At 58.6% G+C, this 19572-nt stretch carries 20 protein-coding genes and 2 pseudogenes; 3 read left to right on the forward strand and 19 right to left on the reverse strand.

Features of this window, described 5'->3' with window-relative positions:
- Positions 1 to 2 precede the first annotated feature (2 nt).
- From trbK to AC1Q6X_RS23080, 11 genes are all read right to left on the reverse strand, one after another.
- Complete coding sequence (gene trbK / locus AC1Q6X_RS23030) at positions 3 to 212, reverse strand: entry exclusion lipoprotein TrbK (protein ID WP_492498503.1); 210 nt, start codon at positions 210 to 212, stop codon at positions 3 to 5.
- Positions 213 to 222: 10 nt separating this feature from the next.
- Complete coding sequence (gene trbJ / locus AC1Q6X_RS23035; RefSeq protein ID WP_492498504.1) at positions 223 to 984, reverse strand: P-type conjugative transfer protein TrbJ; 762 nt, start codon at positions 982 to 984, stop codon at positions 223 to 225.
- Between the two features lie 18 nt (positions 985 to 1002).
- On the reverse strand, positions 1003 to 2355 hold the full coding sequence (locus AC1Q6X_RS23040) for a TrbI/VirB10 family protein (RefSeq protein WP_492498505.1): 1353 nt from the start codon (positions 2353 to 2355) through the stop codon (positions 1003 to 1005).
- Positions 2352 to 2765 carry a conjugal transfer protein TrbH gene (locus AC1Q6X_RS23045; RefSeq protein WP_492498506.1) on the reverse strand — a complete coding sequence of 138 codons (414 nt, stop codon included), beginning with the start codon at positions 2763 to 2765 and terminating at the stop codon, positions 2352 to 2354. Before AC1Q6X_RS23045 ends, AC1Q6X_RS23040 begins: the two co-directional genes overlap by 4 nt.
- A gap of 79 nt (positions 2766 to 2844) precedes the next feature.
- The gene (gene trbG / locus AC1Q6X_RS23050; protein ID WP_492498507.1) at positions 2845 to 3744 is read right to left on the reverse strand and encodes a P-type conjugative transfer protein TrbG; all 900 of its coding nucleotides are present in this window, start codon (positions 3742 to 3744) and stop codon (positions 2845 to 2847) included.
- Between the two features lie 11 nt (positions 3745 to 3755).
- Positions 3756 to 4520: a VirB8/TrbF family protein gene (locus tag AC1Q6X_RS23055; RefSeq protein WP_492498508.1), complete on the reverse strand. Its 765-nt coding sequence runs from the start codon at positions 4518 to 4520 to the stop codon at positions 3756 to 3758.
- On the reverse strand, positions 4517 to 7054 hold the full coding sequence (locus AC1Q6X_RS23060; RefSeq protein ID WP_492498509.1) for a VirB4 family type IV secretion/conjugal transfer ATPase: 2538 nt from the start codon (positions 7052 to 7054) through the stop codon (positions 4517 to 4519). Before AC1Q6X_RS23060 ends, AC1Q6X_RS23055 begins: the two co-directional genes overlap by 4 nt.
- The gene (locus tag AC1Q6X_RS23065) at positions 7051 to 7362 is read right to left on the reverse strand and encodes a conjugal transfer protein TrbD (RefSeq protein WP_092605191.1); all 312 of its coding nucleotides are present in this window, start codon (positions 7360 to 7362) and stop codon (positions 7051 to 7053) included. The genes AC1Q6X_RS23060 and AC1Q6X_RS23065 overlap by 4 nt, the downstream gene beginning before the upstream one ends.
- Before the next feature lie 2 nt (positions 7363 to 7364).
- On the reverse strand, positions 7365 to 7760 hold the full coding sequence (gene trbC, locus AC1Q6X_RS23070; RefSeq protein ID WP_492498534.1) for a conjugal transfer system pilin TrbC: 396 nt from the start codon (positions 7758 to 7760) through the stop codon (positions 7365 to 7367).
- A gap of 43 nt (positions 7761 to 7803) precedes the next feature.
- On the reverse strand, positions 7804 to 8763 hold the full coding sequence (trbB, locus tag AC1Q6X_RS23075; RefSeq protein WP_492498510.1) for a P-type conjugative transfer ATPase TrbB: 960 nt from the start codon (positions 8761 to 8763) through the stop codon (positions 7804 to 7806).
- Positions 8764 to 8961: 198 nt separating this feature from the next.
- The gene (locus AC1Q6X_RS23080; RefSeq protein WP_492498511.1) at positions 8962 to 9339 is read right to left on the reverse strand and encodes a transcriptional regulator; all 378 of its coding nucleotides are present in this window, start codon (positions 9337 to 9339) and stop codon (positions 8962 to 8964) included.
- Between the two features lie 170 nt (positions 9340 to 9509).
- Between AC1Q6X_RS23080 and AC1Q6X_RS23085 the strand changes: the two are divergent.
- Together AC1Q6X_RS23085 and AC1Q6X_RS23090 are read left to right on the forward strand one after the other, a co-directional pair.
- Positions 9510 to 9614, forward strand: a pseudogene (locus AC1Q6X_RS23085) (IS5/IS1182 family transposase); the annotation flags it as partial.
- A 695-nt stretch (positions 9615 to 10309) separates the two neighbouring features.
- Entirely contained in the window at positions 10310 to 10858 is a 549-nt protein-coding gene (locus AC1Q6X_RS23090) for an ankyrin repeat domain-containing protein (protein ID WP_492498512.1), read from the forward strand.
- Between the two features lie 280 nt (positions 10859 to 11138).
- On the opposite strand, the gene queC is transcribed toward AC1Q6X_RS23090, so the two are convergent.
- The 7 genes from queC to AC1Q6X_RS23125 are packed head-to-tail and all read right to left on the reverse strand — an operon-like array spanning position 11139 to position 17295.
- Positions 11139 to 11828: a 7-cyano-7-deazaguanine synthase QueC gene (queC, locus tag AC1Q6X_RS23095; RefSeq protein WP_492498513.1), complete on the reverse strand. Its 690-nt coding sequence runs from the start codon at positions 11826 to 11828 to the stop codon at positions 11139 to 11141.
- 49 nt (positions 11829 to 11877) lie between these two features.
- Positions 11878 to 12327 (reverse strand): 6-carboxytetrahydropterin synthase QueD, encoded by a 450-nt coding sequence (gene queD / locus AC1Q6X_RS23100; protein ID WP_492498514.1) that lies wholly within the window; start codon positions 12325 to 12327, stop codon positions 11878 to 11880.
- Positions 12327 to 12962 (reverse strand): 7-carboxy-7-deazaguanine synthase, encoded by a 636-nt coding sequence (gene queE, locus AC1Q6X_RS23105; RefSeq protein WP_492498515.1) that lies wholly within the window; start codon positions 12960 to 12962, stop codon positions 12327 to 12329. Before queE ends, queD begins: the two co-directional genes overlap by 1 nt.
- Positions 12963 to 12978: 16 nt before the next feature.
- Positions 12979 to 14055 carry a DGQHR domain-containing protein DpdB gene (gene dbpB / locus AC1Q6X_RS23110; protein ID WP_492498516.1) on the reverse strand — a complete coding sequence of 359 codons (1077 nt, stop codon included), beginning with the start codon at positions 14053 to 14055 and terminating at the stop codon, positions 12979 to 12981.
- Positions 14052 to 15341, reverse strand: a complete 1290-nt coding sequence (dpdA, locus tag AC1Q6X_RS23115) for a tRNA-guanine transglycosylase DpdA (protein ID WP_492498517.1) — start codon at positions 15339 to 15341, stop codon at positions 14052 to 14054. Before dpdA ends, dbpB (AC1Q6X_RS23110) begins: the two co-directional genes overlap by 4 nt.
- Positions 15338 to 16462 (reverse strand): DGQHR domain-containing protein DpdB, encoded by a 1125-nt coding sequence (dbpB, locus tag AC1Q6X_RS23120; RefSeq protein WP_429237519.1) that lies wholly within the window; start codon positions 16460 to 16462, stop codon positions 15338 to 15340. Before dbpB (AC1Q6X_RS23120) ends, dpdA begins: the two co-directional genes overlap by 4 nt.
- On the reverse strand, positions 16459 to 17295 hold the full coding sequence (locus AC1Q6X_RS23125; RefSeq protein WP_492498518.1) for a hypothetical protein: 837 nt from the start codon (positions 17293 to 17295) through the stop codon (positions 16459 to 16461). The genes dbpB (AC1Q6X_RS23120) and AC1Q6X_RS23125 overlap by 4 nt, the downstream gene beginning before the upstream one ends.
- Positions 17296 to 17578: 283 nt before the next feature.
- On the opposite strand from AC1Q6X_RS23125, the pseudogene AC1Q6X_RS23130 reads away from it, so the two are divergent.
- A pseudogene (locus AC1Q6X_RS23130) lies at positions 17579 to 18728 on the forward strand (IS3 family transposase).
- A gap of 294 nt (positions 18729 to 19022) precedes the next feature.
- Here AC1Q6X_RS23130 and AC1Q6X_RS23135 read toward each other — a convergent pair.
- Positions 19023 to 19529 carry a hypothetical protein gene (locus AC1Q6X_RS23135; RefSeq protein ID WP_492498519.1) on the reverse strand — a complete coding sequence of 169 codons (507 nt, stop codon included), beginning with the start codon at positions 19527 to 19529 and terminating at the stop codon, positions 19023 to 19025.
- Between the last annotated feature and the right edge of the window lie 43 nt (positions 19530 to 19572).

Here is a 19572-nt window from a genome sequence, read left to right on the forward strand (position 1 = left end):
TCTCACCATTCACGCTTGGGACTTGGACGGAAGGTATTGCGCCGCACGCACAGGTCCGTGAACTGTCGGCGCGCCGTCCCGTCCTTGATCTTCGCGATGGCCTCCGGCTCGCAGTTCTCTGCCGTCACGGGCGGCAGGGAGTCCGCCGGATCACCTGGCGTGCAGGCCGCCAGCTGGACTAGTAAAACGAACAGTATGACTGACTGGCCCATGGCTGCCTCCCTACCAGCCGCGTGCGGGGCTGGGACGATAGGTGTTGCTGAGCACTACCTCGTCCGAGGCGCGCTGCATCGCTTCGCGGTCGGCCAGGCTCTGGTAGCGCGTGGCGATGACGTTTTGCTGGGAAATCAGCAGGCCGCGTATCTGCAGCAGCTGCGTGGCCTGCTGGCTGGCCAGCTGGTTGGCGTAGCCGATGGCCTGCATCTGGCCGCTGGCGCCTTGCGCCGCCGCCTGCAGTTTCACCAGCTGGCGCGCGTCGGCCTCCATGGCGTCCTGCTGGCGGTCCAGTCCTCTGAAGAGGGCGTCGGTCGAGCGTTTCTGCGCATCAGATCCCAGGCGCTGGGCGTCGCTCATCGCATTCCATTCCGCTTGCGTGCAGCCGCGCACCGAGAAGCACGGCGATCCGCGGTAGTCGCTGGCGCTGCGGTACTTGCGCAGGTAGGCGTCAATGCTGCCCAGGCTGCTCTTGTAGTAGCCGAGGGTATCGATTTCGCGCCGCAGCAGGTTCATCGTCTGGCTGGCCTGGTCCCAGATGAAGGCGGGCGGCGCGGCGGTATTTTGCAGCATGTTCTGGTATTGCTGCAGCTGGGTGCGGTACTGCTGGATCTGCTTGAGCGTATGCGCCACGTTTTCCAGGGCGCTTACGCTGTTCTGCGACAGATTGCTGGCATCGATGACCGGCAGCCCGGCACGTGCTGGCTGCACGGCAATCGGAATGCAGAGCAGCATGCCTGCCATGATTTTAGCCGCTAAAGATTTGTCCATGATTGCTGCTCCTTGCCGTCAGTAGTCGAATGCCTTGTAGGGGCGGGAAAAGGTCAGGTCCTTGGTGACGATCACATTGAATCGGTAGCCGGGCCGGATCTCCAGCGTCGGCGCGATATTCATGTTCCGGGCGATCAGCTGGGCCGTCACCTGCCCAAGCTGCTGCCCCAGCGCCTCGCTCATGGCGCCGCTGGCGCTCTGGCGCGTGCCCAGGCTTAGTGTCTGCGGCTGGCTCATGGCGATGCCCGCCGTGATGCCTGACATCAGGAAGGCCGAGGAAAACAGGCGGAAGTAGTGGTTGTTGACCTGGTCGCGAAAGCCCGCATAGCCTGCACTGTCCGCACCGGGCATGCTGCCGATGTCCATGGCCTTGCCATCGGGGAAGACTATGCGCTGCCACGCGACCAGCACGCGCGACTGGCCGTAGGCGATGTCGCTCGAGTACTGGCCCACCAGGCGCGAGCCCTGCGGGATCAGCCGCCATTTTCCTGTCGCGGTGTCGAACACATCCTGGCTGACCTGGGCGACGATCTGGCCCGGCAGGTCGGAATTGACGCCGGAAATGAGCACGGCCGGGACGATGAAGCCGGCGCGCAGCCCGTACGGCGAGCGGGGCGCTTCCGCGCGGGAGTCGAGACGCCAGCGGTCGCCCTGGCCCTGTACGTCAAACTGGCGGTAGTCCTTGCCACCCGCCGGTGGTTCGACAGGCGGCACGGGCCTGGCTGCGGTGTCTCCCAAGCTTGCCGCCTGCAGCTGCTGCAGCCGGGCCAGGTAGGCGGCGGCAGGGTTGTCGCGGCCCTGCGCATCGGCCTGCTGCTGCAGCGCCGCCATTTGCTTCAGGGCTTCCTCGCGGCTGAGCGGGACGCCGCCAGGCGCGGAACCGGCGCTGCGCGGGGCGGTGGCCTGCACCGTGGTGCGCGAGCGGACTGCTTCGTCGAGCTGACGCAGCTTGTCCATGCGGCTGCGCTCGCGTTCCTCCATGCCGCGCTGCTCTTCCAGCGGCAGCGCGCCGCCAGGCGGCCGCGGTGGTGCTTCGAGGTCGTCGGGGCGCGCCACGATGATGGCGCCGGGCGGGGGTGTCTCTGGCATTGGCGGGGCCGTTGCCTTTGCCGGCGCGACGAAACCGTCCTTTTCGCTACCCGCGATCTCGCTGGCGAACATGCTGGTGCTGCCTGCCTTGGCTTCCAGCTGGTCTGCCGGGCGGTTCTGCTGCGCCGAGCGGTCCCAGGCTACCAGGGCCATCACCAGCAGGAAAATGCCCATGGCGCCTCCTACCAGGTAGACGGGCAGGTTGTTGACCCTGCGCACGCCGGATTTCCTGTGGACGCTGCCGGGCGAGGCGTCCGGCGACATGTCTTCATCGCCGCTCATGGCGCAGCCTCTCTGCGTATCCACGCGCTGGCCGGGCGCGCCGCGCCGCCTTGCAGCAGGTAGGCGCGCGTCAGCGATTCGCTGCCCGCATACAGGGTCAGGCGGACCAGGTCCGGCTCGGCAGCCATGTCCAGCACGTAGCGCAGCGCGGTGGCGCCGGCGGCCGATGGCAGCGGCGGCACGGCGGGCGGCGTCTGGCTGCTGAATTCCCCGATGGCGTAGCCCTGCGACCGCAGCCGTTCCAGCAGTTCCCTGCCGAAGCCGTCCTGCGCCGCGTGCTGCAGCGCAAAGCGCGTGCGCGCTGGCGGATAACTGGCGATGAGCCGCGTGGCAGCGTCGGCGGCGATGCCGTTTTCCTGCGCGGGAACCGGCGCGGCCAGCAGGTTGCCGTAGGCAGACGCGTCAGCCATGCGGTTCGCTGCGCAGCCCGCAAGGCAGGCCAGCAGGAGGTGTGTAGAAATCAGGCGTGCAAGCATCAGGGCGCGCATGTTATTTCTCCCGCGTGATGGTGATCTTGTCCTGCGTGCGGCCGACGCCGGCTATCAGGATGGCCTTGTCGAAGACCGTGTCGACGATATAGCGGTCGCCCTGCAGTCGGTAGTTCACCATGGCCGTTTCATCTTCGCTGAACAGGCCGCCGTCCCTGCGTACCACCAGCAGGGTGGGTGCTTCCGTCTGCGCCATCGCCTGTGGCATCTGGATGATGGTCTTGCTACCGTTGTTGTACACGCGCACGGGTTTCCAGGGGGCGGACCCCGTCACGGCATAGGCGAAACTGAGGTCGCCCAGGTACTCGCCGGTCTGCGCGATGGTGCGTTCCTGCTTTTCCCTGGTATCGCGGGTCTTGATGGCGTCCCACTTGGCGGCCGCGTCTTCGACATAGGTGAAGGCGATGCGCGGCATGAACTCGCTGCGGTGCGAGCGCAGGCGGAAGTGGTAAGTGCGCCTGCTGGTGGTGACGATCAGCGAGGTTTCCAGCCCCACGTCGAGCGGCTTGATGATGAGGTGCTGGACTTCGGCGGCGCCGCTGCCCGTGATGGCCGGTTCCACGGTCCAGCGCGCCGTGTCGCCGAGGTGGATGGAATTGACCTGTTCTCCCGCCTGCAACTCGATATCGCATACCTGCAGCACGGCGCACACGATGCCGGGCTGCTGTGCGCCAAACAGAAAGCGGATTGCGCCGTCTTCCCCCGGGACAGGCTGCATGCCCGTGCCGCTGCCGGTGCGCCAGCGCTGCGCGATCGCGATCGCGTCTTTTTCCTGCCTGGTCAGTACCAGGTCCTTGCCCGAGAAATAGGTGTCGGCGACGCTCTTGCCGTCTGGCACGGCCTGGGCTGCTGTCTGGACGGCGGCGAGTGCCAGCATCAGCAGAAAGGGGATGGGTTGCATGGCAGGCCTCCTCAGAGCTGTTTCGCCCAAGAAAAATCGCGGACATAGATTCCAAGCGGGTTGTTGCGCAGCTGTTCCTCCGTGGTTTGCGGCGTGGCGGCCACGGTGTACACGGTGAGCAGCGCGCGCATGCGGAATGGCGGCGCCTTCAATACGCCCTGGCGGTCGCGCACCGTTTCCGTCCAGTCCACCTGCCAGGTATCGGCCGTCTGCGGCAGGGCGGAGATAATCTCGGTGCTGACGGTTTCCCTGGCGGCCCGCTTGAGCGGGCTGCTTTCATCGGTGCCGTTTAGCCATTCGTTGGCCTTGGCCGTAGCCGGATCGTTGGCCGCCAGCATCGAATACAGCCGGTAGACGGCCTTGCGCTGCAGCGCGATGTCCGGAGTGACCAGGCGCGCGTCGCCCACGAAAGAGGCGACGGCGGCGCGCACCACGCGCTGGTCGGCTGCTGCCGCCAGTTGCGCCGGGGCCACTGCCGCTTGCTGCCCCAGCTTATCGACCTCGACCACGTAGGGCACGAAGCGGGACTGGCTGGCGACATGGACCATGCCGCCGACGGCAGCGAGGGCGACCAGCAGCGACAGCAGGGCCAGCAGCTGCCAGGCCTGGCGCGAGGACGCGGCCTGGGCCGCGTGGTCGTTCCAGGTGCGCCGCGCGGAAAGATAGGGGTTGTCGCTTTCGCCGCTGCGCCGCCCGCCGTCAAGGACTCCGTCCTGTGCGGGCGCCTTGCGGCTTTCTGCCGTGCGCAGCGATCTGAATATGCGGGCAAGGTTCATGCTGCGCCTCCATAGTCGTCCAGGTTCAGCCCCCGGCTGGCCAGCCAAGCGCCGGTCCACGCAGCGCCGTGCCTGGCCTCCAGCGCCTTGACGGCCGCCACCGACTCCTTGTCCGTGGCGCCGACGAAGGCCATGGCCAGCGGCCCGAGCGCCAGGTCGTACAGGCGCCGCCCATGCTCTGACACATAGTAGTACTGGCGCTTCGGGATGGCCGTGGCGAGGATGTCGATCTGGCGCGCGTTCAGGCCCATGCGGCGGTATAGCGCTGCCGTGTCCTCGTCGCGCGCATACACGTTGGGTAGGAAGATCTTGGTGGCCGTCGATTCCACCATGACGTCGAGGATGCCTGAGCTGGCCGCGTCGGACAGGCTTTGCGTGGCCATCAGCACCAGGCAGTTGGCCTTGGCCAGCACTTTCAGCCAGACGCGGATGCGGGAGCGGAAGGCCGGGTGGCCCAGCGCGAGCCACGCCTCGTCGAGGATGATGGCGGCAGGCTGGCCCTGCAGGCTGCGTTCGATGCGTCGGAACAGGTACAGCAGGGTGGGCAGCGCATATTTTTCGCCCATGCCCATCAGTTCCTCGATTTCGAACACGGTGAAGTCGGATAGCGACAGGCCATCTTCCTCGGCGTCGAGCAGGTGCCCCATGCTGCCGTCGACCGTGTAGGGGCGTATGGCCTGGCGCACGGCTTCATCCTGGATCGTCAGCGCGAATTCGGACATGGTCTTCGCGCCGCTGGCATGCATGCTCATGATGGCGTTGCCGATTTCGTTGCGCTGGGCGGGCGTGGTGTCGACATTGTTCAGGGCCAGGATGGTGTCGATCCATTCCATGGCCCAGGCGCGGTCGCTGCGCGTGGCGAGGAATTGCAGCGGGCAGAAGGCGAGGCTGTCGCCGTCGCCCGCCGCCGTGTAATGGCTGCCGCCCATGGCTTTGGCCAGCGGATACATGGCCATGCCCTTGTCGAACACATACACAGACATGCCTTGGTAGCGGCGCAGCTGCGTGGCGATCAGGCCGAGGTGCGCCGACTTGCCGCTGCGCGTGGGACCGAACATCAGTGCGTGGCCCAGGTCGCGCACATGCAGGTTCAGGCGGAACGGCGTGTCACCATGTGTCACGCAGTGCATCAGGGCGGGCGCCAGCGGCGGATAAAGGGGGCAGGGAGCCTTGTCCAGTCCTGTCCAGATGGTGCTCGTGGGGAGCAGGTCGGCGAGATTCATGGTGTTGATCAGCGGGCGTCGCACGTTTTCCACGCCGTGCCCGGGCAGGCTGCCCAGGTAGGCGTCCATGGTGTTGACCGATTCCACCCGCGCCGCGAAGCCGGTGCGGTTGATGGCTTTCTCGACCTGTCGCGCGGCGGCGTCTAGCTTGTCCCGGTCCTCGTCCATCAGGATTACCACGCTGGTGTAATAGCCCTGCGCCACCAGGCCGCTGTTGACCTCCGCGATGGCCGCTTCCGCATCGGCTACCATCGACAGCGCATCCTGGTCCACCGGACCGGTGCTGGTGTTGAATACCTGGTCGAAGAAGCCGCGTATCTTCTGCCGCCACTTCTTGCGGAACTTGTCGAGGTGCCTGACCGCTTCGTGGGCATCCATAAAGATGAAGCGCGAAGACCAGCGGTACTCGCATGCCAGTTCGCCCAGCGCAGTGAGAATGCCAGGCGTGGACTCCAGCGGAAAGCCCTCGATGGCGACCGCCTGGATGAACTTGCGGCCGATCCGGGGAACGACGCCGCCGAACAGTTCCTGGCCACCGATGACTGCATCCAGGTACATGGGATTACGGGGCAGGATGACAGGGTGGTTGATACCGGTGACGCAGAACTGCAGCCAGCGCAGCAGCGCGTCATGGGTGGCGCTGCTGCCATCCTCGTCGGTGACTTCGGTGCCGCGCAAGCGCTCCAGCGCCACGGCCGACGACAGGCGCGATTCGATGCTGGCGCATTCGCGCCTGAAGAAATCGATCAGGCCCTGCGTGCGCGCCCTGTGGCCGGGCGTGGCCGCTTCGTCGTCGAACATCAGTTCGACAAACCTGCTCTGTGCCAGCAGCGGCGGCAGATAGGTGGCGCTCAACACGAAGTAGCCTTCATACATGGTGCCCATGCTTTCGAACAGGCGGCGGCGCTCCTCGTCGATGGCGGCGGAAACTGGATCCGGGAAGTGGGACAGACCCGCTTGCGCATAGCCGAGCGCGGGCCGCCGCACTGCGTCGACGTGGATCATCCAGCCGCTGCCCAGTCCGGACAGGGCTTGGTTGATGCGGAAGGAGACCAGTTCGCGCTGTTCTTCCGTGCTGCTGGCGTTGTCGCCGCCGCGGTAGATCCAGGCCGCCATGAAGGCGCCGTTCTTGCCGACGATGATGCCATCGTCGACCATGGCGGCATAGTTCAGCAGGTCGGCCAGCCCTGCATCGCGCGAGCGGTGCTTTTTCAGGCGCATGCCCGCGCCTGCCGCGCGGATGCGTGCGTACAGGATGGACAGCATCAGGCAGCCGCATGCCGCCATGGCGATGGAGATCGTCTCGGTCATTTGTATTGCCTCCCCTGGCTGCCCGTATTGACGCGGAAGGGTGTGCTGCGCGCCGCATAGTAACGACGGTAGCGGCGGTGGCGCAGGTACACCTGGCGCAGCCGGGGATCGTGCGCCGCCATCAGCCGGCAGGCGAAGAGGGCGCCCGTCCACAGCAGCAGCCCCACCACCGATGCTCGCAGTTCCTGCGCGCTGAAAATGAGCGCGAAGGCCAGGAGGCCGGAAAACATGACGAGTTCCCGGTCTCCACCCATGAACAGGTTATGCCGGTTGCCTGCCCGGCGGATGGGGATGGCGCGCAGGGCCATGGCTATGCCATCCGCGTGCCGGTGCACAGCACTGCATGGCGGATGCCGCCGCACAGCATGTCGCCTGCCGCTGCGATTTCTGCGCCGCGCCCGAAGAAGGTGCTCATCACGTTTTGTGCGCCCACCAGCAGCGCCATTACCAGCACGATGAAGATCAGGGTACGGAAGAAGCCATTCAGGTCGCCGCCGAAAATGAGCACGCCGCCGGCGATGACGATGCCGATGATGGACAGCGCGAACGCCACAGGGCCGGTGACGGAGTTGCGCAGGTTTTCCAGCCAGCTCTCATAGGGCAGCGAGCCGCCGGTACCGGCAGCGGCGTAGGCCTGGTGCGGCAAGGACAGGAACAGCAGGACAATGACGGCAGCGCACAGCCAGAACTGCGCCTTGGCATGCATGTGGCCCGGCGGGCCAGGCAGGAATGTAGGCATCGGGAGCTCCTCAGGGTAGGTGGGTGAGATAGCGGCCGTCCGCGTAGCCGGAAACCTCGAGGATTTCCTGCACGCGGCGGCCAGCGGGGGTACGGGCGATATGCACGACCATGTGGACCACCTCGCCGATGAGTGGCTCAATGTCGGCCGGGGCCGATGCGTTACGGGTAATGAGGGACTTGAGACGCACCAGGCCTGCCGCCGGATTGTTCGCGTGCAGGGTGGCTGCACCGCCCTCGTGGCCTGTATTCCAGGCGTCGAGCAGGTCCAGCGCTTCGGGGCCGCGCACCTCGCCGACCAGGATGCGGTCGGGTCGCATGCGCAGGGCGGCCTTCAGCAGGGCCGTCATGGAGACGTCGAAAGAGGTGTGGTACTGCACGAAGTTCTCGGCGGCGCACTGGATTTCCCCCGTGTCTTCGATGATGAAGACGCGTTCGCCGGGATCGCAGGCCACCATTTCGTTGATGATGGCGTTGACCAGCGTGGTCTTGCCGGAGCCGGTGCCGCCCGTGACGAGGATGTTGCGGTGGCCTGCCACCGCCTTCCGCAGGACTTCGCAATGGTGCGCTGTCATGGTGCCGGTAGCGGCATACTCGTCCAGCGTGTAGATTGCCACGGCCTTCTTGCGGATGGAAAAGGTGGGCGAGGGGACGACGGGCGGCAGCTGGCCTGCAAAGCGAGAGCCATCGAGCGGCAGTTCGCCTTCCAGAAGGGGCTTGCCGCGCGTGACTTCCTTGCCATGGTAGCCTGCCACGGTCTTCACAATGGCCTCGGCCTGCGCCGCGCGCAGGGTGCCGATGCACTGCATCCGTTCGCCGAGCCGCTCCTGCCACAGCCTCCCGTCGGCATTGAGCATGACTTCCACCGTGCGCGGATCGTTCAGCGCGGCCATCAGGAGGGGACCCATGTCGCGTTCCAGCTTGCGCCGGGCCCGGTCCTTCAGCGTGGAAAAGTCTTCGGTTTCAGCCATGATCGGTATACCCCTGTTGCATTTATGCTATGCCGCATATGCAAAGGATATATCGTAAAAAAACGGCTGAATTAGACCTAGCGCAAACCCTATCGGCAAATTTCTTGATGAGTTCGGTGTTTAGTGCGCGTATTGCTTGACTATTTCACGCAGGATATGAATTTCCGGCGCATTTTGCGCCTTGGGCGCTACCTGGCGTCAGCCTTCTTCCGGTTTGGCGCCAGTGATATGCTTGCGGTTCGCATCATTCCACTGGCGCACCTGGAATGCCTGGTATTCCGTGAGCACGGCTGCCACGCGCACGTAGCCTGGCGGCAGACTGCTCGGCGCCTTGCCGCCGGCGAGCATGTCCAGCGATTCCTGGTCAAGGTCGGTAATTTCCAGCAGGGCGGGAAGAGCGACGTCAAGGGCCCTGGCGATCGATTCCATTATCTTGAGCGAAGGATTGGCCTTGCCGTTGGTCAGGTCGGACAGGAACGACACCGACATGCCCGCACGGTCGGACAGTTCGTTCTTGGAGATGCCCAGTTCGTCGAGCACGCGCAGGACGTTGGTGAAGAAGATTTGGTTGTACATGAGCGCAAAATGCACTAGTTTTTGATTCGGAACGCAACTTTACATCAGATCCAAGGTTTGTATTCTAGTTAATACCACTACTAGGGAATCACTGACTTATTCATTTGGGCGGTTCCCTGCTGCAACATGACCTGAGACAATCGCACTACGTTCACCGCCCGCGATCCATCATGCATAATAGTTTTTTCGACCTCGAATACGCCGCCAAGAAGAAAATCACGCGCCGCGACCGCTTTCTAGCCGAGATCGACAGCGTGACGCTGTGGGGCATTCTACTCCCTTGTGCAACTCAGCATTTACTGCGCTACGGGTGGGAGGAATCTATTGCATTCCCTATATTTTGGTCTGACGCACAAAGCATTTTTTTGACCGTGAGCGGCTACTGATAAATGAGGCTCTCAGTATAAATGGATTCTCTAAAATTGCACTTGCAAAAAACTGGACACAGCTATTAAATGAGTCGAGGTGCGGAAGATGAGGAATTCAGGCACACTTTTGCCACGCCGTCGTTGACGTACTAGTCACTCCATGCTGTTCACCGCTGCAGGAGATTGAGTTGTATCAGTATATCTGTTCTGTTGTTTCACGTTAAATTGTCTGGATAAATATGCATCGCAATGATTTCACAGTACTACCTTCTACTAGTAATGAGTCCGTGCTTGTGACAGAGATCTTTAAAGCAGTTCGTGGTACTCCTCCAAATCGGCAGGGTAACTGGGACGAAGTATTTCGCCTGCTAGATCAACACAACCTCCATCCCGACACAGTTTTTCAGTCGGAGGGTTCAGCAACTTCCGATTGGTCACTTTTGCTCTTTGCTGCAACGGAGGCTAGTCCGGAGGGGTGCGAGGGTCTTCTGCGGCGAGGGGCGAATCCGCGTCTGGCTAGCACGGGATGCCGGCCTCCGATTGTTGAAATGGTGAGATTGCGGACCCAGCGGTGGGGGACTGCTCAGAATGCGGTGCTTAACTTGTTGAAAGGCACCGTCAACATTGGCGACAGCGCCGGGATGACAGCGTTAATGTTTGCATCAATAGGTGCAGGTGCATTTTCTTCAAAGAGGGGCAACACTCGCCTTATTGAACGACTTATGCAATTGGGCGCTGATCCGACAATTAAAGATAATAGGGGGCAAACAGCGCTGATGCATGCTGTTCGTGCTAATAAGCAATCGAAAACTCAGGCAAATGATAGTGTTGAGGTATTGCTGAAATCATGCATGTTCACTTTTTTAGCTGAACAGAAGTTTTCAGCTGACTATTTTCAGGATTTCTCGGATGACGGAACGCTGACTGTCACGAAAAAACCTGTACTATCAATGCGGCCAGTTGTGACGCCGGGGGTGACCGAAAAAAACAAGGAAAGAGCAATCCGGGCTGATGCAGGTGTGGGTACAGTCAGCAAAAGAATAGAAAAAACATTCGGCTTGCCTGCAAATTCTGTAGCTCTCGTTGATACAAGGGGGAGGGCGTTGCAAGAACACCGAACAATCGCTGATCTCCGCAGGGGTCGTCAGTAATAAGCGAAGTTGCCAAGGGTATATGTCGCTATATTACGGGCCATATGGCGATCTGTGGCTTCCATAGCTTTGATGGCTGGCCATGAACGCCGACTACAAGTGGCCGCTGGCTTTGTACGAAACCGGTTTTGCAGAACGATGCTGCGGCTCGTAATAGCCGGAACGACTGACGGGCAGGATCGCACTGTTCTGCTTGACAGTGTGCGGTGGCAAGGTAATTTCGGACACAAAGATAGGTTCACGCTCTGCCATTTTTGTTCGTAAATTGATGCGCTTGCAGTTACTCGGCAAATGCTACGTAACCTTTCGCACGTAAGGCGCATGCCGGACATGTTCCGCAACCGTATCCCCAATCGTGCTTAATCGTACGGTCACCTTGGTAGCAAGTATGCGTGTATTCCTTGGTTATCTGGAGCAGTGCTTCGCCACCGATTTCTTTCGCTAGTCGCCAAGTTGCGGCTTTGTCTAGCCACATCAGTGGCGTCTCAATTTTGATGGGTTGCTCCATACCAAGCGTCAATGCAAGTTGCAGAGCCTGCATTGTGGTATCGCGACAGTCTGGGTATCCAGAAAAATCCGTCTCACACATACCCCCGACCAGAACGGTTACTCCCCGCCGATAGGCGAGTGCCGCCGCATAGGTTAGGAAAAGGAGATTTCGGCCTGGTACGAACGTGTTTGGCAGTCCGTTTTTCATCATCGCGATTTCTGCATCGCCAGTGAGTGCGCTATCGGAAAGTTGTGACAATAGTGTGAGATCTAGGACATGATCCAAGCCCAGTTTGGCGCCCCACTCAGGAAACTGCGAGCGTATCTCGCGCAGCACATTTTTTCGGCAGTCCATCTCGACTATATGTCGCTGCCCATAGTTGAAGCCGATGGTTTCTACTTCATCGTATAGGCTGAGTGCTTTTGCAAGGCAAACGGTGGAGTCTTGGCCACCGGAAAACAAAACGAGTGCACGGGACATGGCAGTATTCCTTCGCTGTTGAAGTAGGTTCAATGATGCGCTCGAGTATTTAGCGTTCGTTGGTGATCTCTGCCCAGCAATTCGGCGTCTCATGCAAGACGAGTTTGTACAAGCGCAACCCCGTTCCGAATTTGTCCGAGAATACGGCGTGCAGGATGTCAAAAGCGACTTTGGCCAGGTTCTCTACCGTCGGAATTCGATCAATGACAACAGTCTTATGGTCGGGGAGGCTCTCCAGAAATTCTCGCACAGCATGGTCATTTTCGTAGACGAGGAACGCGTGGTCCCACACGTCAACCAGGTGTTGCTTAGCGAGTGATTTTACGTCGGAAAAATCCATGATCATGCCGTTGTCGGAGTTGCCGTCGGCCTCGATGACGTTTCCAGTGAGTGTAAGTTCCAGCGTATATCGATGTCCGTGAAGATTGCGGCATTGGCTTTTGTGGTCGGGAATGCGATGGCCAGCATCAAACTCCAATTTGCGCGTTATTGTTAACATCAGGGGATCCTTAAAAGTTTATGGGTCTGAAGGCTCAGTTTCCATTTTGGATTTCGCTTACACGTGTCGATAGCGAGACTGGTGTTGAAGTCCGCAAGTGGTCCATCCATCGGTTGGACGAAGAAATTTTCGAAGTTCAGATGCTCGTACACGCTGAGGTTTTGATCAGCTTGAGGAATGACGACTTTGATTTCGTTTCCCTTCTCGACGACCAATTTGGATCCCATCTTTGGACTGACGCAAACCCAATCGACACCCGACGGAACAGGTAGCGTACCGTTCGTTTCGATCGCGATGGTAAAACCGACGGCATGCATCGCCTCGATCAGTTCTTTATCCAACTGCAGTAACGGCTCGCCGCCGGTGAAAACTACATACTTCTGAATTGGGTGAGTGGAAGGCCACAAACTATTGACTTGCTGGGCTAGCGTAACTGCGGTAGGGAATTTCCCGCCACGCTCACCATCGGTCCCGACGAAATCGGTGTCACAAAACTGACAAATGGCCGTGGCTCGATCACTTTCGCGACCGGTCCACAGATTGCAACCGGAGAAACGACAAAACACCGCAGGGCGGCCCGCATGCGCGCCTTCCCCTTGTAGGGTATAGAAAATCTCTTTGACGCTGTAGGTCATTTGTCCGACTCCTAGCCTAAGCGGCCGCCGCAGCGTGTCGCTGGCGAATGTCCGTGCGAATGATCGAGTTCAGGTATTGGGCGAGAGTGACGATATCTCGGTTGACGTTCTGGATCGAGCGCCAATTCCGTATCTCGTCACCAAGTTGCCATCCGCCCGAGGTCCAGGAGGTCTTGCCAACCAGGCATTCGATGCCATCTTTAAATTGGTACCAGTCGCGTGCACGGTCGAGTTCGCCTAGAGTCTCCATCACGTAGCCCATCGCAACCATTCCTGCGCCATGCACAAGGCGAGAGGTGCGCGGGGTATGGCCTTGCCACTCACTTCCGAAGACCATTTGTACTGCACGGTAGTAGTCGCTGATAAATTGGAAGCAGCGCTCTTCGCCATCAGGGCCGGCAGCGATGAACGCACGCATCATCCCATCAGTGAGCGAGTTCATGATGACTCTCTGGATAGCCGTATCGGTAATGATGCCATCTGGGTTCGTGTGCTGATTGATTTGCCCCTTCAGCGAGGACGTGGCGTCATAGTTAAGGCGGGCTGTTAGGTCCGCCGCAAATTTTCTTCCCTCGAATCGATGTGGTAATCCATCCACTGTCGGCAGCAGTTCATAAATCAACGATTTTGGCAGCGGGCGCGTATTGTTGATGAGGACAAATTGCCGCGTCAGTTCCATCTCGTCCTTGCAAATGAGCGCGGAAACCAAAACCTGAAAATTCTTGTCCACTATCTGGCTCAGTGCGGTCAAGCGTTGTTGGCCGTCTACGACCAAACCTATTGGTCCGTTGGTGAGGTCGATTGTCACGCGGCAGATGTTGCTGTCGACTTCCGTGATCGTGACGCCAGAGGTGAACGCAACAACAATCGGGTTTGGTAGGACAGCCTCAGGCTTCGATAGGTAGTCTTTGATTTCGCGAATGTGCGCTGCCAGTTGTGGACGTTGAAAGCCACTTAAGTTGCCTTCAGAATCGCGATTTATGCGATCGATGCTCGCAAAAGACAGCAAATCTTTCGCACTTGCTGCGAAGGAGAGGACGATGTGTTCCGGGCTTTGTTCGGCGCGGATCGCGGAAAAAGTGATTTGTTTCATAGAAATGCTTTCGGAATGTCGAGGTTGTCTACCAGACTTTTATAGACTGCGAGATTGTGTATGCCGCGCCGCTTGTTGCGGTTGCTTGCGCGGAAAATGACGACTTCAATAGAAATCGCTGTGCAGATGGGGCAGGGGCAGGCTTTCCAGGGACGATTGGTGAGTGTGTGGCGATAGCGTTCCGCCAGCTTTCTCATGGTCGAATCTGAACGTGAGTCCTCGAATGGGAGATCGGTGGCGAGCGGAGAGTTGTACGCTAGGACGGCTTCTAGCGTCTGCTCTAGGTCCGCCTCATTGCGGTCGTAGGCGCGCAGATACTTGAGAGCAGTGTATTCGAGCGCCGTCAACTCTTCAGCGCGAAACGTCCCCATCTTCACCAAACGTTTAAGTTTGTTGTTCTCGATTGCTTGAGGTACGCGTATGGCAGTGTAGTAGCTTAGCTTTCCAGGCCCCGCCGGCATATAGTAGTTTTGCTTGTCGTCTTTAAAAGCACGAATTAGCGGTGACGTGGTGTCAAAACTAGTGATGTTATAGGGAATGAAAGAGCTGATTTCATCGGCCTTAGCGAATCCCAGCACATGCAGCCGAGTGCTTGCTGGTACGGCCGCCCGTATAGCAGCTAGGCATTGGCGGATCTGTTCGGCTTTGAGCGGAACCATACCTCCCACTGCTAGATAGGTGTAGCCCATGGCAACCAGGCGGCGCGCCGCTTCGGCCATACTGTCTGGCGACCAAGCTTGAATTACGCCCATCGGCACGAAGCGGCCTTCAAGGTACCGACTCGCTTTCAAGAAGACGGATGCGTTTTCGAGCGTGATGTCGAAGCGGCGCCGGGCGTCCTCACTGCCGCCTTCCATGCCCTTCACATTGGTGTCAAAGTCGAAAATAATATGGTCGACTGAGCAACCATGGGTGAAGCCCGCGTGGTCGTAAAACTCGACTGTATCCTCAGGAGTGTAAGGCGGCACGTCATCCTTCACGTAGCTAAACGCGCCACAATCGCCGAAAATCGGTAATTTGGAATATTCCGGGGTGTCTAGGCGGAGAAAACTGCGCGCGCCTACTCGATGAAATCGCATAGCTTGTGCTTCGGTATAGACGCCGGCGATGCGACGATCACCTACCGTAGCGCGTGACACTAGCATCCCATCGTAAGGGGCGTAGCCGAGGATTTCGTGAGGAAAAACATCATCCCAATAAGATTTTCGGTCTGGAGGGCTGCGGTCTTCAATAAAGTCATAGCGTGGATCGACCACATCTAGGCTGTCTGCAAAAATAAATTTCATCGGTGTGGCCTCGAAAGATCTCGATCGAGACGAATTAGGTATTCACTAAGTTTGGTCATGTGGACGCTGAGATTTTGCACTTCGTTCCAGCGCCATCCCAGCGTGTCCCAGGTGCCGTCAATCCAGCAGCAATAACTGGCAATGCGTGCCAGTGATTCGCGAATGACGACGTCAGGCGTTGGGGAGCTGTCGGCCCGCAACATGATTTGGTCCATGAGGTCGCCCATGGCGCGAATTCCGGCTGAATGCATTAGGCGACTGTCAGTCGAGGATTTCCCCCAGGCTTCAGGAAACGTGTCACGTACCGCGCTCCAGTAAAGAACCAATGTGCGATACATCGCCTCGCCATCAGCGACGTCGACGCCTTTGAATTGGCTTAGAGCACCCATCGGAGGCTTGAGGTTGCGGCGTATGGTCTCGGCAAGGACCGTGTCAGTGACAACGGCCAGTGGATTTTGCGTTTCCGATTCATACTTGATCAGCTTGTAAAAGGGCGACTTTGGGTCTCTATTCAAAAACTTGCATAGTTCTAAAGGTAGTTTTCGTACGGCCAGGTCGCGAGGTAGCATCGCACTTACCTCCGGCAGTAATTCATTGATCAGCCGAACTGGAAGAGGGCGCGATTTATTGACGAGGATGAACTGCTCTCGTTGTATCTCTAGATCTGAGGAGATGAATCCGATGACAGGCACTGGGATCTGGTTATTGTGCGCCTTGGCGAGAGCAAGAGAGCGTTGCTGGCCATCAACGATCCAGGCAATTCTGGACCCCTCCGGGTGAACCGGGATGGTCAATGTACCACTTTGCGCGGTCTCGAGCATACCCAAGGGAGCAGGACCACGCGACTGCTTGAACTCGACTTCCGACGATAACGCCAGAATAATCGCGTTCGGAAAGAGGACGGCGCCACTGTCCAAGAATTCGACGATTGAATTGACGTGATTGCGTATCTCTTTGCGTTGAAATCCACGCAAGCCATCGCCGTCGTCACGCGCTATGCGCGAGATATCCGCGACGCGGGTGATGTCGGATCCGGGCAGGAAGAACGCGTACACGTCGACGTTGCCGCCCTGTTGAGTCTTAAGGGCGCGGACTACGATGGTCTCATGCTTGAGAGTCATTTGGTTGCCTCTCGAATGTTGTTAAATATTCCTTGAAATCTTTTCTGTTCACAAGCCACGCCCAGCGTGTCGCGCAAATAGCGCAGCATGCGTGCTGAACCGCCCTGTGCATCGTGCCAGTGGCGACCAATGAGGACAGCAATTTCGCTGTCATCCAGGCGCTTTCTCTGTGGGCGCACAGGCGAATCGAGGTTCTCTAATTCGCGCTCAATACGGTCGCGGTGAGACTCTGCACTCTCGTGCTGTGCGTCGTTCGCGATAAGTATGTTTGTAAAATGCCTCAGCGCCCGTTGTGTGAAGTCACTTTTTGTCCCGGGAATCGGACCATCTTCATGGTCAAATCGGTCGCCATATGGCATCAAGTTCGCGCGCAGTTGTTCCGGTAATTCACATGGCGAAATACTCAAAAACAGCCGAATTTTTTTTCGCTCGGGCGTAGCGAGGCCTGCAAGTTGCGTTGCTATCAAAGGGAAATAAGGGCGTGATAGTGCAATGAGAACGAGATCATATGCTTCTGTTGCCAAATCGGTCGAGAAGGGACTCAGTTCGCATACCGCGTTCCACCAGGACGCCGAGTCGCTCTTTGGAAGCTTGGCCAGCACATTGTCCTCGCCAGAGCCCGAAATAGTAGCGTTGTAGTTGGGGATATCGAGGCTTGCATCGACAAGGCCCAATCCTGCCGAGACGATAAGCAGAGTTGCCTCTAGTGCTTTCGTTGCAACCAAGACCTCAGTGAAGCCTCTTCCACAATAAACGGATGTGAGGGGTTTTAGGTTTCCAGTAAGCGAGACAGCCTTCATCCATTCTGCTGCGACTGCGGTGACTGAACCCATGGAGAGATGACGTATCGACACAGGTTCGCCTTCAGTAGTTCTTTTTCTGTTTGTACAGTTGGCAATTATGAGGACGCGCATGGAGCAGGTGAAGGTGATCGGTTTGGTAGTTAAGGGTTAGTGTAGGCAAGCTTTCGCAACAAATCTACTACAGTTATTTTACTATGTTGGCCTAGTTTAGTAAAATTAACTGTAGGTCTATATGGTATGGTCAGATTCCCAGACTGAATCGCCACGACCATTGTAGACACTCCTGAGCCATAATTTAGGCAAAGGAGAAATCATGAGTGGTAAGCGTTACACGGAAGAATTTAAGGTCGCTGCGATCAAGCAGGTGATTGATCGCGGACACCCAGCGGCCGAGGTCGCTGAACGGCTTGGTGTCAGTATCCACAGCATCTATGCGTGGACAAAGCGGTACGGTGTGCCCGAAGTCGAGCGCAAAGCTCAGGACGCCCAGTCTGACGAGATACGGCGACTGAAGGCCGAATTGAAGCGTGTTACCGAGGAGTGTGACATCTTGAAAAAGGCCGCGGAGTACTTTGCCAAGGCGTCCGGGTAAGGTGCGCCTTCATTCAGAAAGTACAGGACGAATTTCCGGTGCGGCGCTTGTGCAACATGATGGGAGTTCATCCCAGCGGTTTTTATGTGTGGTGCCTTCAACCTGAAAGCAAGCGGGCCAAGGAAGACCAGCGCCTGCTCGGTCACATTAAGCAGTCATGGCTGGAAGGCGGCGCGGTCTACGGTTACCGCAAGGTCTCCGACGATCTGCGCGATCTGGGAGAGCGATGCGGTATCAATCGCGTTCACCGCATCATGCGCTCAGCGGGCCTGCGCTCGCAGACCGGTTACGGCAAGCGCAAATGGAAAGGCGGCAGCGCGCCATCGGTAGTGGCACCGAATCATCTGCAGCGGCAATTTGACGTGCTTGAGCCAAATCGGGTCTGGGTGACGGACATCACCTACATTAGGACTCATGAGGCTGGCTGTACCTGGCAGTGGTACTTGACCTGTTTTCGCGTCAGGTCGTCGACTGATCGATGAGTTCATGGATTGATACGGAACTGGCGATGAACGCGCTGCTGATGGCGGTTTGGCGACGCAAGCAGGTCGATCCTGTGATGGTTCATTCGGATCAGGGTTCGCAGTTCACCAGCAAGGACTGGCGCGATCTCTTGACTGCGCATCGGCTGGAGGCAAGCATGAGCCGACGTGGAAACTGTCACGACAATGCTGTCGCTGAAAGCTTCTTTCAACTGCTGAAGCCTGAGCGCATCAAGCGCAAGACCTATACAACCAGGGGTGACGCCAGGCAGGATATCTTCGACCACATTGAGATGTTCTACAATCCCAAGCGCCGTCACGGATTCAATGACAGGCTTTCGCCAGTAGAGTTTGAGCGAAGGCATTTTGAACGGCTCGCGAGTGTCTAGAAGACTCGTGGCGATTCATAGGGGCATTCAGTAACCGGCCGTTGCTGAATGAGGCTTCCGGCAACGCGTTCTCCTGTTCACGCTCAACTCCGGCCGTACTTGTCACACACAGGGATGCGATCTTCCCCGGCCTTAACTCAGCGGGATCGAACGGATCCTGAGCAACTTCGCGCTTATGAAGACTTCGCCATTTCAGAAGCTGCTGGAATATCTCCTGCACGATGTTGAACGAAAGGAGTCGCTCGCACCCGAGACGCCGGCCCACGTTTCGCGACTCGACGGCCTGTATCGAACTCAGTTTTTCCGAGCGTGCTCGACTATCTGTTGCTTCAAACTATTTAGCAACAAAGAAATGATTTCGTTGTTGCGCGAGGCGATGGAGTTAGCAAAAAGCATTAGCGCAACCAACAAATCAGTGAGGGCTTGCGGGGACCACGTAGTTCCGAGCGCGGCTTCGACATCGTCCAAGACCGTGAGCAGGTCTTCTTGGGTAGCTGGGAAATCGGGGCGGGCAAACCGCTTCCCTTCGATCATCAAAATGTTCGAGCGGGCACGCAGAGCGTACTCTTCAGTTAGAAGCGCGTAGACCGCGGTTGAGTCGCTTTGCCATTCGCCCTCATTCGCTAGCCGTAACCTGCGATGCAGCGCTTCAGACACCCGACACATCCGCTGAGCGAGCTGGCGAACGTCGTCTTCAGTTGCACAAGCGTTGGGCCAAACTGGTGAGGGCATGATGGATCCAATCAGAAAGAAGTACGAAACAGATGCCGCAGATTGTTGGCCGGTTACTAATCGTGTCATTATAGCCTGAAGCACTGCCTGTATCAAAACCGACGCGCTGCGG

Source organism: Janthinobacterium sp. GW823-FHT06H09 (genome assembly GCF_058794735.1).